The following is a 15,517-nucleotide window of genomic DNA, read 5'->3' as shown; positions in this document are numbered from 1 at the left end:
CCTTATCTAGCGATCACGAAGCTAACAATGACCGCTACCACCATATAAGAAACAAATAATGAAATAGACTTTTTACGTAAACTTTTAATCTGCTTCCGTAATTCGTTATTTTCTTTCAATACACGCTTTGCGTAATTATCTTTCACTTTCACTTGTGATTTGTATAAATCAACTGCTAACTGCAAATCACGATTTTCTTGCATTACATCTTTTAACTGTTGCTCCGAATTGTCCAAATACACTACCGCCTTTCGTGGCTCACCTTTTGCTACTTTCCTTTTTTGCTTAACCATTTCACGCTTTAATCTTTCCATCTTCCGATCACTTTTCCGATTTTCGTACCCCTTTCCTTGCTGTCTACACCCACAATCGCACATCCTTCCTACAGCTTTTTATTTTCTTAAATGCTCTAAAAATAGTTTATTGAAATTCTCGTTTTCTAGTTCTTCCAACCTCTTCTGTACACGTTCTAAACGTACTGCCCCCAAACCTAATACTTCTTTTACTGCACGTAATGCTAATGTTCGGCCATCTTTATACGATAAAAGGGATACTTGCTGCACTTCACCTCTGTGAAAACTTTGCCGCTCCCTTGTTTTCTTTCTCTCACGTTCACTCGCCCGGCGTTGTTGACGGTTCAAGGCGTTCATCGTCTTCCCTCCATTTTTTAAAGCAACTGCTAAGTAGTAATTCTGCGTATGGATCTTGTGGTACTGGGTCTAGCACACCAGTCTTTTTATCTTTTCTTAATGAACTTACTACCCAAACCATGTTGTACGGTTCTCCAGCAATACTTCCTACAATTCTTGCCGGCTTTACACGTGGTAATGCTGTTGCATGACGCTTCGCAAATAATGATTTACGCGGTCCCTCTCCTCTTCCCACATGCTATTCCTCCCTTTGTTTAAGCCAGGACTCAACACTCATTTTCTCGCCCCATCGATAACCTACACTTCCTTCTGCCTCAATCGGAACTGGAAATCCTGGTACTGGAGGTTGCTCCATAACTTGTTTAATTTGTTTTTCTACTGCAACTACAATTTCCGGATCATCATCTATTTCAAAAATGATTTCATCGTGAATTTGTGCAATCATATCGGCACTTCCATGAGAAAGTACGCCTTCCTGTTTACCGATAGATTCATAAATTTCATTTTGTACTTTCTTCATAATGTCAGCGGCACTTCCTTGTACTGGTGTATTCGCTGCTTGTCTTTCAGCAGAGCCACGATCTCTTCTATTCGCGCTGTTAATGCCAGGTAGTAATCTCATATATCCATAAATCGTTTGTACATAGCCTTGCTCCCGTGCTTCTAAAACAATCTTGCGTTGATACTCTGGTATGCGTTTGTACGCTGTTTTAACGGCATTCACAATCTGCGCACATTCATCTAATGTTTTACGAATCATGTATTTCGTTTTAAATGTGAACTGTAGAGCGTGTTCCGTACCGCCATAAGAGATACCGAAGTTGCCCGCCTTGGCATCTGTACGTTCTTTCTTTACAATTTCAGCCTCAGACTTTCCAGTCATTACAGATGCGGTTCTACGGTGCATATCCCCGCCTGTATTAAATAGCTCCGTCATGACCTCGTCACCTGATTTCCATGCCATTAAGCGAAGCTCAAACCCTGAGAAGTCAATGAAAAATAATATCTTTCCTGGTTTAGGTACAAAGAAGTTTCTAATCTTAAACTCATCATTATCTGGTCTCGGTACGTTTTGTCCGTTCGGATTAAAACTGTTTAAGCGTCCTGTTTCTGTGAATGGACTGTACCCTGCATGGATCCGTCCACTCATAAAGTTCAAGTACTTTTCACGTCCTATGATGTGCGAAGAAAGTAATGTCGTGTATTTTTGTATTTTCTTTAGCTGGTCAATAACTTCTAGTGCCTGTTCTTTATAGGGATGCGGTTCACGTTTTGCGATACGAATCGCTCCGCGTTCTAGCTTATCTAAAGTAGGATCCTTTTCCGGATCGATATTTTCCCAATTTTCAGGTAATGAAACGCCGAGGTATTTTTCCTCGTCGATATCGTTCAGCTTGTTTTCAAGCATAAATGCCATATCGATAAGCGCCTCTTGATCAAGACTCGCGCCTGTTTTTCCATATTTGGCAATCGGTATTTTTAAGTAATCAAACATTAAGCTTTTCACTTCGTTCGTTTTACCTGATTTACCGGTATTTATATCAATATTGAACGTTTCTTTCGCGATTTGTTTAATACGTTCAGCCGCTTGCTCTTGCATAATTTCTGCTTCTTGTTTCTTTTGCGTTGCAAGGTTTGGATCCCAATTCATCCCCCAATATTCCATAAGGCCGATAACACGTGTGAATGGCATTTCAATCTTATGAAGCCATTCCTCATATCGCGAAATTTGAGCTGCAATTTGAGACCAATATTCGTAATGCTGCACAGCATAATCCGAGTCTTCAGCTGAGTAAAGCAACCCTTCACCTTTACTCGCATCAATTTCGTCAAAGAAATTGACCTTGTATTTCTTTAAAAGGGCTGAAAAGTCGTTCATCGTTACACCAAAAATGTGTTTCGTAGCTGGTTTTAAACCCCATCCGCTTGTAGGTTTTTTCGGGTTATTAATCTTTTGAGGTGCTGCGATTTGTAAACACCGTACCCACATAATCAATGGATCTGCTACTTTTCCTAAAATGTATTTACCGTACTTCGCTGCATATTTCGTTTCAAAAGACAAATTGACCGCAATCTTTAATACCTTTTCATTTTTAAATAGGTATTCATCAAGCAAATCTAGAACTAATTTCCTAGCTTCATCTCTATCCATACTTGGTTCAAATACTTGGCCAACTTTATGTGAGATTGGAACAACTCTTGACTCGTGTGCCGCCGCTGACAGCGATACCGTACAAATTTCACCTTTCCACGGATCCAATGGTGTTTTTAAATACGCTTTTTCTAAGCTCTCACTTCGGCTTTCCGCTTCTTTATCATCGATAATCCCTGTAGTACGTGCTTCTTCTATATCTTCAAACGCCTTTTTATAATGCACTCTAATTTCTTTACTTGCTGCAGTCTCCCAGTCGAATCCTACTTTACCTGTTTGTATACAACGTTCTAAGTATTTCTTTAACTCTGAGACTGTAAGAATCGCTTTATAATCTTTCACTTGCTGCGGTTCTACTTTTGGCCAAACAATATCGAATTGTCCCGGCTTTTTCTTTTTTTCCATTTCAACCGCTAGTTTTGATTCTTTTACCGGTACCTGTTTTTTACTACTTGCTAATGTTTTAGGTCTTCCAAATAAACTTCCGAGTTTCATATTTTCACTTCCAGTCATATTTGTAGTGCTTGTCCATATAATTAGTAGTACTCATCCTGTATATGATCAAAGAGTCCTTTCTTCATGCAATACGCAATGTAGGCATTAAAGCGTGGTGTTTTTCGATAACCACCGCTTGTTAAAAGAATCATCCTCATTTTCGCTAATTGATTTACGATTGCTTTCGCTTCTTCTTTATCGATAGAAAGCATCGCCTCAACATCACCAAGTCGTAAATACTTCTGCTGAGCGAACAGTTTGATAAACTCATAGAATTTCATTTCGCCTGTTAACGTATCGATTTTCTTAAGATCTGCCGTAAACTTCTGGTATCTTTCTTCTGTCATTTCTTCATCTTTTATTGCTAAACGAGCATAGTAATTTAAGCCGCAACCTGGAGCATTGTATAAAGCTTTTAAATACTCCCCAATAAACTCAACGTGTCCCGGCCAAACTTGAATTCTTTCGCCTGATTCATCAACTGAATGCGTAAGAGCTGCAAGTGCAACTGCTAATCTTGCTACTTTATTCCGCTGATCTGAAGGAGAAACAAGTGGTATGTCATTCGCATTTCCATATACTTTCGCAAGGTCTGTCGCAACCTCCAGTACTTTATCAATCGTACCGTCTGTAAATAGCACGTCCTCCGGCTTACGTGACCAAGCATATAAGATGTTATTTTTCAAAGTATCCTTCTGTATAATCGATGGATACGTAGCAAGCGTTTGGTTGTACAACTCAGGATCCACGTCACTCGCTCTCATAAAAACTGCAAAGTCAAAACGACGTATATCCTCGTTATTGAAAATATCTTTTAAACTTTCTGCGCCTTGAGAGTAATCAGCAAGCCGTTTCCCTTTCGGTACGTTCCCTGACATGATGGCACGTACTCTACAAGGTGTTTCAGCTGTTACAGCTCGTTTTACTTCCAGCTTCCCGTCAGAACGAGCAAGCGTCATTTCACCATAATCATCTTTCGTAATACCTGTATCTTCATCAATCCAAATCATTTCTTTGTCCGCTAACGGCCATGCACCCCAAACGATGTACCATGCACCTTGAGCACCTGACTGTTCCATTTTGTATGTTAGACCTGTACGAGAAGTACTTTCCGCATTCACTCGTGTTCCAAGTCCTGAATATTTCATTACTTTTTCAATGAGCGCCGACTTACCAGTACCTGTATCACCAACGATTTTCAATTCCACCCAACCACGTAACGGATTTAAATCCCACGGTACTTTAAAGCGAAGGACACTATGAAGTGTTAACAATACTGCAAGTAGCGTTTCATCGCGTTCTACGATGTGTGTTACGTTGTACGTTAAATCGTTACAAATAGCTCCTAACTTTTGTTCAATCGATTCTGCTGTATAATCTGCCGGCTGAAATGTTGCTAAATCTTCTTTCACTTGTTCATTTAGTTCAAAACTTTCAACCACATCCTGAAGCGGTACCGCACTCTTTACAAGTAGTGTTGACTCCTGATTCTTTGGATGTGGGTATACATAACCTGTTAATTCGTAGTACTTATTCTCACTTACGTTTAGTCCATTTACGGCGTACACTTTTCGTAGTACATAATTCCCTTTATGCTGCTCTTGTTTTTCGTCATCTTCTTCAGCCATTGGGATTACAAGTAACTCTTCCACGTTCATGTTCTCTAAAATATCCGTATTGTATTTCGGGCAATTCGGTATGCCTGATATTTCTCGTAAAATACCTTTTATGTTATCGTCACCTACACCCGTCATTTGAATAACTTCCCGATCACTTACACCTAGGTCTTTGTATCCTGTATGCGTATGGATGTCGTATAGAGGGCAATGTACCTTTTTACAACTTTCCCTGCCCCAGCAATGGTACTCAATGTTTTTCGGAATGATGTAAGGCGTATGCTTTTTACCCGCAACCATGACACGCGTTTTTACAAGCTTTCCAGTAAGGTCTGCGTTACCCGTTTCTGCTAAATGTAGCAGCTTTGCATTTTCCTCTTCTTCCGCATTCTTCTTAATGCAGTGGCACATATCACCTGCACACGCTACACGTTCATAATCTTTGCTGCCTGGTTTCTTTTCGCCATGTAGTGAACGAATAAACGCACAACCAAATTTGTATGTATTATCACCGCTGTATACCGCATCGATCACACTTCTAGTATTTGCAACACGTTGTTGCTTACCATACTCGTTATCCTCAGATGTAAATTTAAGCACCCAGTCTTCCAGTTCTTTCATCGTTTCCTCTCTCGTGTAGCCAGCGTCTTTGAAGTAACACGCAAGCTGTACGGTTGCCTGGTTTCGGTCACCATCTTTTTTCCAACCACCATTTAAAATATCAACTACACATGCCGGTGGTTTATCTTTCTTAAACTGGAATTCTTCTTTCGCATACTTACGAGCACTTGTTGCTGCAGCTTGCTCATATTCTTCTGTCTTATTTATTAGTAAATACCCCGTACGAGGGCTGTATTTCATTGCCTTTTTACGCTCTTCTGCCGTATAAGGTAGATCGTCAGCGTGTCTTGGCGATTTCGCTAAATCTTTAATTTCTTCCAGAGTTAATTTGTTTAACTCATTTACACTAATTTCTGTTTTAAATAGGTTTGTTTTTTGATGCATACTGTTCGGTAAACGAATCATCCGCTTTTCTGTATACACCACAAGGTCTAGTGACGTGAGTCCTAATCTATGGACTAAGTACCCAGCCATATGTTTGAAGATTTTATGAAGGTCGTTTCTCGGCTCAATACCGAGCGCATCGGAGCTTATTAAGATGTGGAATCCTTTTGATCCAGAAAAGTAAATCCACATATCCGATTCACGAATATCCATCTCTTTCGTAAAAAATTCCACCAGCTTTATTGCATCCTTTTGGCTGACTGATGGGTCTTCCGCATGGTCAAGGTCAAAATATAAGGGAGCAATAAATGCCTCCCCCTTTACTTTTGTGTCGTTCGCAAATCGTTGAACTGTAGCAAAGCAATTGAAATTGAATGCCTCTCCCGTTTGGAATTGCTTCACTTCAGAGGAAGGGATTCGTTTCCACGGAATGCTTCTACCGTTCTGATTGCTGTACCATGCGTCTACATATTGATATTCACTTGTTTTATCTTTCTTTTTTGCCATTTGTAGACGCCCTCCTTAATTATTCTGAAGCTTTTTCTGCTTGTTCTGTTTCTTCTACGTTAATTCCGTAGTCTTCTGGTTTAAATACACCAACAGGTTGGAAGTCGATACCAATCCATTGGTTACTAGCATTTGTACGGCTCTTTCTTTCAGCTGTTACAAGACGTGTAACAATTCTGTTTACCCCAAGTTTTGATGGGATTTCTAAAGCTTTATATTTCCCTGTATACACATTCATCGCAAAACGACCGAAAATAATTGTGTCTGTCGGGCTAAAGCTCATTAAGTAGATACGAGGGAAGTCGTCTGGTCTTAACGTTGATACTGGTACCACTGATGCCATATAACGAAGCTGAATAGCGTCTAACTCGTATCTTTCTTGTGCTTGCGGGTTCTCAGCTAGCCACTGATTTAAAACTATCTCTGCTTCTTCTTTTGTTCTCTCGGCTACGATTAATTGTCCAGCCTCCGGTGATTCTTCTAATCCCCATACAGACCAACGTTGCTCACCGTATCCGATTACTACATCAATATTGTCACCATACGATACGTTCTCATCGTCTTTCTCGACAAAATTACCTTTCTTAGTAACTGTTAACCACTCGCCCATACGGACGAAATCCATATCAAGACCGTTATTCGCTTCAACGAATCCCTGTTTCGTTTCTTCTAAAATAGCTGTAATATAATTACTTCCAGTGTTTGTTTTTGCTACAGCGTTATTTTGTACCACTACTTCATTTTGATTAGTTTCTTGTGTCATTAATGTTTCCTCCTGCGCCCCTGTAGGCCATATTTTTTCCATGCTTTTCGTTTTGCCTGGCTTTTCTTTTTCCGATAAGTCACTTGTCTTCTACGCTTTGCACGTTTTGTTTCAAGTCGTTGAACTTCTTCTAAAAACGGCTGTGTTTCCCTTACTGTCGTTATTAACCCCTCACCAATACCTTGAACTACAGCCTTTACAGCCGTCCAAACTTTACTAAAAGTATCTGCAATTATTCGAAATGCTTTCTCTGCCTGTTCTTTATCTACCGGATCCACTTACTTCACCTCTTTCGCTGAAGCAATTAGTTCCGTGATTTCATAGAATGCACCTACATATTCAAACTTTTCCATCGTTATCACCCCTTTCACCAAGGCATGTCATTTAAGAAACTAGCTACCGTATCGCGTTCTGTTTTCGGTTTTCTCGGTACAGTTAATCCGATTCGGCTGTATACTTTCCTACGGCTATGGTACTGGTCCTTAAACACCCCAACGTTGTAATCAACGTAATCGAACCAGTGCGCTTCTTTATCCAGATTGTTTCGATCAGGACGCATAATACGTCCAATTTCTTGCTCTACGGATGAACCGCTGTTACTTTCGCGTGAGTCACCACGTTTTGGCATTACCATGTGGCCACCTGCTAAATGCTGCATATCCAATCCTTCTCGGGCCAATTGAGTTGCAAATAAAATGTCTACTTCTTTTCGGTCACAAGCTTCTAAAATGTCCTTACGTTGCTGCTTTGTTACTTGCCATTCTTTAATTTCTTTTTCCGAATACTGTGCAACCTTTACTTGCCACCCGTACTCACCTTGCTTTTTATCTACTGCCTGTCCATTATTGATAAGCTGCTGTGCATGTTTTTCATTTTTCGCTTTTCTCCAGGTGTAACGACTGATTCCGCCGTGTACCACACGCTGTATGAATCGGTTTCCCGTAATACGTATCACCGTATCGTTCTTTCAATAGCTTTTGTACGAGTTTCTGCAAGACAAAACAGTACCGGACAGATTCCGTAATAACTATCGCTGGTCCTAATGGATAATGCTCCACGATACTTTTAGCAACTAATTTTGCACGCTTTTTATCCGAAATGAGGTGCCTTATTAAATCTGTATAATCAAGATCTTCTCCTCCGGCATCTACACTATCAATCTCGTTACGGTTACTTGCCGTCTCGTAATTGAACTCGGTATATACGAATTTCACTGTCGGTTTTACCAGTCTCCCAGCTTCATACATTCCGTCTCTGCTAATCTCATACACTTTTGGACCTACACCGTTGTACATATAGATTTCTAATCCATCTTTTCGGGAAGGTGTTGCGGTGAGGCCAATCACATTTTCAGCCGTTAACTTCCCAGCCGTTTCAATGAATTGTATTGCCGGAAAATGATGGGCTTCATCCACTACTACCGTCCCGATAAAATCATTTAGTGCATCGATTATTTGTGGATTTCGCTGCAAGGTTTGTACTGTAGCAACAATTAGTTTACCGTCTCCCCAATCATGTACACCGTCACCGAAAAAGCCGATACGACCAATACCAGGCATTGTATCCTTAGCTCGCTTTGCGGATTGATACATTAAGTCTTTTGTATGCGTAAGCCATAATGCTGCTTTACCCTTTTCGTAAATGTAGCGCATGCCCATTACGGTTTTACCTGAACCAGCTGGCGCAACACCTATTCCGTTTTCTTGCATAAGTGCTTGTACCATTGGTATCTGGTCTTCTTTTAATACAAACCCGTCATCCCATTCCCCAAAACTAACATCTCGGCCATATGAAATCTGTGAGGTAATAACTTTACTTGGATCGTAACCTAGGTTTTTCAGTACCTCTTCTAGCTTTGACAAGAAACCTCGAGGCGTAACAATATCGCCTCTGTCATGTAAAAACAATTCAAGTTTTGCTTGTACACCCCATGTAGGTCTACGTTGTTTTTTTGCTTTCAAATACGCTGGATTATCAAATGTTAGCGCCTTAGTAATTGCCGCCTTAAGAGGTGTACTAGCACCTCTTATTCGGATGTTGTGTTTTACAAAGATTTGTAGCAAGTGAGCACCCCCGATAGATCGTAAGAAGGTTCATGGTATGTAAGTCTTGGAAGTGGTACACAGGGAACCGTCTGACTTTGAAATTCTTCAAGTTTTATATGATTCATATTTCGTTTTTTCATATGAATAAGAGCTGTAATAAGTCTGAATGCATAAGCCTCATCAAGCCCTTTGCTATCGTTTAGAAAACTGATAAACACTAAACCTAAATTCCTATCAATAATTTGATCAAAATCTCGTAATCCGAGAATCTGATTCGGTCTCATATAATCTAGTGAAAATCTACGACTCTCTGTACGTTTCATTTCAGCTAATATATTTACTTCAGGTGTTATTACAATCTCGTCACCTGGACGAGTCGCACCTGCACCATCTGCAATTCTCATACGCCATACATTCGGAATTTCTCTCCAGCTTCTTCTGATTTCAGCTTGAAAATCATCCCCACGTTGCTGACGTTCACGCTGTTTATTTCTCATTGCTGTTTGTTTTGGATCCATAGCAACCTCCTATGCCAAAAACTTCAGTAGATTCGCTTGTACATAAGCTTTTGCTTTTACAAGATCCGCTGATTCTTTAGCTGTTTCCCAAGCATCTTTTGTTTGATAAATTTTAATGTCAATTGATGCTAATTCTTGCTCTACATCTGTAAGTTGTTGGCGTTCTTCTTTGCTGTAATGTAGGCGATACGCATCACGTAATGTATCGTTCGTAAGAGCGACTTTTTGATCATTTACATACGCAAATTGATTACGTCCTTCACCTTGAATTTGCATAAATGCTTCAGCTTCTTTTAGCTCTACAGCGGTTTTCAGCTTCACCTTTTGTTTAATGAGCGAAGCTTTTTCACCATAAGCTTCTTCACGCGCCTTACCTTTTTCAAGAACATCCTGTACTGCAGCATCAATTTGTTGTAAGGATGCTTGTAATTCAAGTGGATCTAATACTCGAACATAGTCAGTCGGTACTTTCTTACCTAAAATTTTTGTTGCCGCTGCAAGTAGCTTTTCTTTCCCATGCTCCTCTTGTAAACTACGAATTTGATTATTTAATTCAGTCATTTTCTGGTCCCGCCTCACATTGAATTTTTGGTAGTTCTACTACTAACTTTTTAAGCGTCACGTGCTCTTTTACAATTGAGTCAATTGTTATGTTCATCGTTTCTACTCGATCATGTTCCTCTTTGTTGTAACCAGCTACACTTATCATCAGCGGTGAAAACTCTACTACTACAGCATTCCAATCATGTTTATTATTACTATAGTTAGGGCGTCCAAACGGGTTACCACTTGTGACCTGTACCGCCGTACCTTCGCCTAGTTCATTCTCATCAAACTGCGGTTTGTTTACAATCATGTTCGTAATCCCTCCTTTGCTTCCGCTATTTTCGTTAACGCTATTTCTACCACGTCAGAATTAATAGACTGTGTTTTAGCAATACTCTCAACAATCGTATTAATATCAACTAGCACATCTTCTCCCGTTTCTGTTTGAATCAATGAGGCGAACTCTTCCATTGCGTAGGCACGTTTCTTCTCCGCTTCAATACGGCTACGATCAAGTACTTCTTCACCGGGTTTTGCACTTTGAAGTGGTATACGTTCTAGATCAAAAACACGAGGTGCTTTCACATCGATTAGAAGAACAGAAATCTGTCGTCGCATCTCAGCCTCTGACGCTGACAATCGCGTTAGGCTCCCATCATTCACAAACACTTTTCCATCAGAACGCTCATAGATACCGAATCCTGTATGGTCATGGCCGCACAAAACCAAATCCGCCTCTGTTTTTACGTCCTGTACTTTTGTGTACCGATCAAAAGGTGGATCATGATCAAGTAGCATTCCGTGCGCTATGTGTATTTTGGTTGACTCATAATCTTCAATAATCTCTGGTGAATAACCGTACCCAGCTTTATCGATTTGATCACTATAAGGTGTAAATGTTAGCTGTACGTGATTACCGTCTTGATGAAACATTTGAGCTTGCCCAGGATCATTAATAACTGTAAGTTGCGGGACAATTAATTCTAGTACCCTAAGGCTTGTCCGTTCATACGTTGCAAGATTGTACCCGTATATATCGTGATTACCAGCTGTTGTATAAATTGGAACAGGGCTCTCTTTCAGTACCTTCGCAAACTCCAGTAATACGCTTGTTGTAACCTCAGGTCTATCAAACGTATCTCCAGGTTGTATAATTGCTGTCACACCTTTGTATTTCGCTAACGCGAAGATCTCACGTAACTTTGCGATTAGTGCCTCTTTGTAGTTATCCTTACGGTTACGAGGGTTTGTACCTCGTATATGTGGATCCCCGAAATATAGAAACTTCATACTCTCACCTCTGCTTTTTCGTGTTTTATAAGGTACCTTTACTAATTAGTGAAGGTCACTCGTCTCTTTTTCTTTGAAAACTTCTTTTGTAACCTCACCTGTTCCAAGGTCTATCGATACATGATCGTCTTCTTTGATACCTAAAGCATTTTGAATTTCTGTACAAGCCTTATCATGACGCTCAAAAACCGGCTTTAATAGTTCCTCAGTTCGTTTTAGATACTTTTCACGAATCGGTGCAATCTCGGCTTTATATTCAGCTTGAAGTTGTTTTTTAATAGCTTTTTCCGCCTCATCTGCAGCTAGCAATTCCTTTAACTGAGATTCCGTTGCTTTCCCGATAACTTCCTCAGTAATTTTCAAACCTGCAACGTTTGCTAATGCACCTTTTAACACGTTTTTAATTTCGCATTTCATACACATATCCAGATCTCCCTTTCTATAAAGCAGTTATTATGCTTTTCCCTTGTTTTTGAGTCACACCAAGTGCTACGTCACCTATCTCAGCCAAGTGAGTACTGTGCGTAATTAAAATGATTTGACGTTTAAATTTCGTACTGTATTCCTTCAAGAAATACGCCACGTTCGGAGCATATTCCTGACTCACGTGCTTTCCAACCTCATCTAAGAATAATGGTCCTCTTACACCACTAATCTCCCCTACGGCCAATCTGAGCGCTAAGCTAACTACATCCGCTACACCACCGCCGCGATCATAATCAGGTGGCTTTAATTGTGTTCTTACATCTTCAGACTGTAACCAGTACTCTGCTACTGGTTGATTACCTTTTACGGCAATTTCAATTTCGAATCTGTAGTCTTTATCGAAAACAACTGTAAGAGCTGACGTAACAATTTCTTCTATACGACGTTTTGCTTGCTGCCTTGCATAATCACTTGTCTTTTGAAGAAGAATTTGTACTAAATCAAACTCCCCAAGCTGCTCCTCAGCTTTTGCTTTTCTTGCTTCTGCGCTTTTTTGTTGCTTAACTAATAAATCCCGTTGACCGATTTTCATTTTCAATTTATCGCTTGCCTGACGGATATCCGCTCTTGCTTTTAGAAGCTCGTACATAAAAGTAGCCTCCTTATACCTGCGGGATGAGTCGTTCTACATGCTCCAGGTTTTCTTTAACTGATGTATCAAGCTTAGTGATTTCTTCCTGGATCGTTTCAGGCGTTACCCCGTACTGCGCCATTTGTTCAGCGATTTCCGTTAATTGCTTTTCAGCTGAAGACTTTTCAGCCTCTGCTTGGATTTTTGCTGTTTCTGCTTTCTTTAAATTTGCTTTTGCAATTTCAATACGTTGTTTTAATTCCATTACTCATTTCCCCCTTCAAGTTGTTTTGATAGTAAATTTTGTAGCTCTGATTCAAGAAACTTCTTTTGATCTCTTAAACAGGCCAACACAGTTGGTCGGGTAGCAAAATCAATACTCTTTTCTCCTATACTTTCTGATTCACTTACTGGTAAATTCTCATTAAATTTTTTATGAAATAATGAGACCTTTAGAACATTGGATGTATCTTCAAAAGCTTCAATAATTTCATTGATTTCTATTAACGAATTATTCAGCCTCTCAGCTGTTTGTAAAAAGTCACTAACTTTATCTGTATCAATCACCACGAATCACCCCTCAATGAGAATGGTCAAAAGACATCGGCGATTCGCATAGCGGACAAACTCCACCAGCCTCGTTCCATGTCTCTTCCAATTCCTTTGTGTAATTTTCAATGTGCTTTTCATATAGTTCCAATGTGCTTGTACTATGACGTACTCTTTGATGCCAGATCATATAGTTTCGTAACAACTCTTTTAATTCAGCTAGATGAGTGACATTGTTCTCAGCATTTACAATCTGTATTACCACTTCTCTCGGAACATTTAAACGTTCCACACGACTTGTCCAGCTCATGTAATAATTTTGTATATTCTGGTATTTTTGTAAGAGCGCACTCATTTGACTTAGCTGTGTAATACTTGTTTCACATTCTTGTAGTTGATCTGACGCATTACCAGGTACAGATAATCTTTCTACATCCTTACTTGTTTTTTCGTAACCTTGTTTAACCACGCTATGTTGTACATAAAGTTTCTTTAACTCATCCGTTTTCTTTACTTCCTCTTCAATCACAGCTACATTAATGTTTTCAATTACAGTTAACCTCTCGACCTGTAATTGAGCTTCTTGTAATACTTGACTATACTTCTTACAGTTTTGTGATAAGATAGAAAGCAAAGAATATCTTTCTTCAGATGTAGTAGAATCTTGTAACAAGTTACTTACTTCTACTAATCCATCAAATTGTTTTAATGTATCGGTCAATGTCTTCTTGGCGGTGGACAGTGACTCATATCTTTTTTGTAAGTCCAGTAGTGTTTGCAGACACTGCTGGTCTTTTTCTGTTTCTTCAAGTATTTGTATAAGAACCGGCACTTTTGAAAGCCTCTCATCCTCAACAAACGCTACACGGAATTTTTCAAATGCTATCTGTTGCTGAGTTTGTAGTTGCTGCAGCACATCTTTCTTTTTATGCAATTCCTCTACGTGCTCCATCAGACTTTCAGCTGTTTTTAACTGCTGTACTTTATCATCCACATCCAAGTACTCGAGTAAGTTACCTGCTAATCTCTCAATTTCTTTTTCAGCTAGTAACCTCTCTTGTCTTGCTGCGTATGTATCTTTTGAAACACTTTTTACAGCGAGATCCACAGCTTCTGTTCCCGCTAACTTACCTAGTACTTTTGCACCCGATGACGGTGTCTCACTTATTAAGAACGGGGCTTCGAGCTGAAATGCAAAGTTTAAAGCAGTAACAAAATCCCCAAATGTTTGCTTTGTGATACCGAGTAATTGTTTTACTTCTTCTGGTACCTCTGACTTCTCAAATACACTTCCTACATCCCCAGGATCTGTTTGGATTCTGTACGATGTTTTCCCTTTTCTACGATGCTTCGAAATAATAATGCCGTTATCCAAGTGAATCGCAACCGTAGCATACCCAACCGATTCGTTAACAAAAGCCTCACCTTGAGGTTCGTTAAATGCTATCCAGCGAACCGCTCGTATTATGGATGTTTTACCACTATCAGATGGTCCGGTAATTACGTTCAGCCCATTTCCTAAATTGAAATGGCTATTTGTATGTGACTGGAATCCTTCTACGAAAATCTCATTAATGTTAGCCAACACGTTCACCCCTTTCCGTTAGCTTTAACATGGTGTTTACCGCTTGTTCTTCTGAGCCATTCTTGAAGTAATTTTTACTTTCGCAACATACAGCTTTTACGTCTTTTGCTTTTACTAATCGAGTCGCATAAGTCACGTACCGTTGCATGTGTATCACCTCCTTTCAATGATTTAACTTGCCTTTACTTCTGTTTTTTTCTTTCTTGTGACCGTTACTTTAACACCTAAATATTTTTCATATACTTCTTGAAATAGAACTTCCTTTTTCTCTGTACCGTAGTACTCGTTACCAAGACGTAAGTTTAACTTTTTCACCACACTTCTCAGCCCCCTACAGTTTTATTTACGTATTGAGGATAGTGTTCTAAAAATTTTTCTTTGGAAGGAAACCCCATCTCAAATGATTGTCTAATCTCTTTTTAACTGGCGTTTTGCAAGTATGTAGGTAAATAAAAATGTTCCATAGGGAACCCAAGTACTATCGCGATTTGAAAGGCTAGTTTTCCCTCCTGGGTCGCGTCTACCAGTCTCTAAATCTGCAATATGTCCAGGAGTCACACCAACCTTATCTGCTAGAGCCACCTGTGACATACGTTTTTTACCACGTAAATCTGCTAGCCAAGTCCTTTTCACATGTCCACCTCCAGACAACTTTTGATGTTTTTTATTATACTGGCGTTTTGCAAGTAAGTAAAGTGGCATTTCAACTTTTTTATAAACCTCCATCCTCTTTTACTTG

The 15,517-nt window shown here is 39.7% G+C and carries 19 protein-coding genes and 1 pseudogene; all 20 read right to left on the bottom strand.

From position 1 onward, the window contains the following. Positions 1–2: 2 nt before the first annotated feature. The gene (locus BC_RS09295; protein WP_000440296.1) at positions 3–314 is read right to left on the bottom strand and encodes a hypothetical protein; all 312 of its coding nucleotides are present in this window, start codon (positions 312–314) and stop codon (positions 3–5) included. 78 nt (positions 315–392) lie between these two features. After that, positions 393–650, bottom strand: a complete 258-nt coding sequence (locus BC_RS09290) for a hypothetical protein (RefSeq protein WP_011110015.1) — start codon at positions 648–650, stop codon at positions 393–395. Further along, positions 613–885 (bottom strand): hypothetical protein, encoded by a 273-nt coding sequence (locus tag BC_RS09285; RefSeq protein ID WP_000532404.1) that lies wholly within the window; start codon positions 883–885, stop codon positions 613–615. Before BC_RS09285 ends, BC_RS09290 begins: the two co-directional genes overlap by 38 nt. A gap of 3 nt (positions 886–888) precedes the next feature. Further along, positions 889–3,315 carry a bifunctional 3'-5' exonuclease/DNA polymerase gene (locus BC_RS09280; RefSeq protein WP_000147935.1) on the bottom strand — a complete coding sequence of 809 codons (2,427 nt, stop codon included), beginning with the start codon at positions 3,313–3,315 and terminating at the stop codon, positions 889–891. Between the two features lie 23 nt (positions 3,316–3,338). Beyond that, on the bottom strand, positions 3,339–6,425 hold the full coding sequence (locus tag BC_RS09275) for a DNA primase small subunit domain-containing protein (RefSeq protein WP_001074796.1): 3,087 nt from the start codon (positions 6,423–6,425) through the stop codon (positions 3,339–3,341). Positions 6,426–6,444: 19 nt separating this feature from the next. Further along, positions 6,445–7,188, bottom strand: coding sequence for a hypothetical protein (locus tag BC_RS09270; protein WP_000191312.1), 744 nt, complete (start codon positions 7,186–7,188; stop codon positions 6,445–6,447). Then, positions 7,188–7,466, bottom strand: a complete 279-nt coding sequence (locus tag BC_RS09265; protein ID WP_000371577.1) for a hypothetical protein — start codon at positions 7,464–7,466, stop codon at positions 7,188–7,190. The genes BC_RS09270 and BC_RS09265 overlap by 1 nt, the downstream gene beginning before the upstream one ends. Positions 7,467–7,555: 89 nt before the next feature. After that, a pseudogene (locus BC_RS28295) lies at positions 7,556–9,149 on the bottom strand (DEAD/DEAH box helicase). Positions 9,150–9,232: 83 nt separating this feature from the next. Beyond that, positions 9,233–9,751: a hypothetical protein gene (locus BC_RS09255; RefSeq protein ID WP_000371312.1), complete on the bottom strand. Its 519-nt coding sequence runs from the start codon at positions 9,749–9,751 to the stop codon at positions 9,233–9,235. 9 nt (positions 9,752–9,760) lie between these two features. Then, positions 9,761–10,312, bottom strand: a complete 552-nt coding sequence (locus tag BC_RS09250; protein WP_000137803.1) for a hypothetical protein — start codon at positions 10,310–10,312, stop codon at positions 9,761–9,763. Beyond that, positions 10,305–10,607 carry a hypothetical protein gene (locus BC_RS09245; RefSeq protein ID WP_000636791.1) on the bottom strand — a complete coding sequence of 101 codons (303 nt, stop codon included), beginning with the start codon at positions 10,605–10,607 and terminating at the stop codon, positions 10,305–10,307. Before BC_RS09245 ends, BC_RS09250 begins: the two co-directional genes overlap by 8 nt. Beyond that, entirely contained in the window at positions 10,604–11,587 is a 984-nt protein-coding gene (locus BC_RS09240) for a metallophosphoesterase family protein (protein WP_000670942.1), read from the bottom strand. Before BC_RS09240 ends, BC_RS09245 begins: the two co-directional genes overlap by 4 nt. 45 nt (positions 11,588–11,632) lie before the next feature. After that, positions 11,633–12,010 carry a hypothetical protein gene (locus BC_RS09235; protein WP_000335907.1) on the bottom strand — a complete coding sequence of 126 codons (378 nt, stop codon included), beginning with the start codon at positions 12,008–12,010 and terminating at the stop codon, positions 11,633–11,635. A 16-nt stretch (positions 12,011–12,026) separates the two neighbouring features. Further along, positions 12,027–12,662: a chromosome segregation ATPase gene (locus tag BC_RS09230; RefSeq protein WP_000273131.1), complete on the bottom strand. Its 636-nt coding sequence runs from the start codon at positions 12,660–12,662 to the stop codon at positions 12,027–12,029. Between the two features lie 13 nt (positions 12,663–12,675). After that, complete coding sequence (locus BC_RS09225) at positions 12,676–12,909, bottom strand: hypothetical protein (protein WP_000421151.1); 234 nt, start codon at positions 12,907–12,909, stop codon at positions 12,676–12,678. Beyond that, positions 12,909–13,211 carry a hypothetical protein gene (locus BC_RS09220; protein WP_000567344.1) on the bottom strand — a complete coding sequence of 101 codons (303 nt, stop codon included), beginning with the start codon at positions 13,209–13,211 and terminating at the stop codon, positions 12,909–12,911. The genes BC_RS09225 and BC_RS09220 overlap by 1 nt, the downstream gene beginning before the upstream one ends. A gap of 13 nt (positions 13,212–13,224) precedes the next feature. Next, positions 13,225–14,781: an AAA family ATPase gene (locus tag BC_RS09215; protein WP_011110011.1), complete on the bottom strand. Its 1,557-nt coding sequence runs from the start codon at positions 14,779–14,781 to the stop codon at positions 13,225–13,227. After that, on the bottom strand, positions 14,771–14,926 hold the full coding sequence (locus tag BC_RS27620) for a hypothetical protein (protein WP_001190216.1): 156 nt from the start codon (positions 14,924–14,926) through the stop codon (positions 14,771–14,773). Before BC_RS27620 ends, BC_RS09215 begins: the two co-directional genes overlap by 11 nt. Before the next feature lie 23 nt (positions 14,927–14,949). Continuing rightward, complete coding sequence (locus BC_RS27615; RefSeq protein ID WP_000239434.1) at positions 14,950–15,096, bottom strand: hypothetical protein; 147 nt, start codon at positions 15,094–15,096, stop codon at positions 14,950–14,952. A 90-nt stretch (positions 15,097–15,186) separates the two neighbouring features. Then, entirely contained in the window at positions 15,187–15,504 is a 318-nt protein-coding gene (locus tag BC_RS09210; RefSeq protein ID WP_011110010.1) for a helix-turn-helix transcriptional regulator, read from the bottom strand. Between the last annotated feature and the right edge of the window lie 13 nt (positions 15,505–15,517).

This window comes from Bacillus cereus ATCC 14579 (assembly GCF_000007825.1).
In the GTDB taxonomy this organism is placed as follows: Bacteria; Bacillota; Bacilli; order Bacillales; family Bacillaceae_G; genus Bacillus_A; species Bacillus_A cereus.
This window is presented reverse-complemented; position numbering and strand designations above follow the sequence as displayed.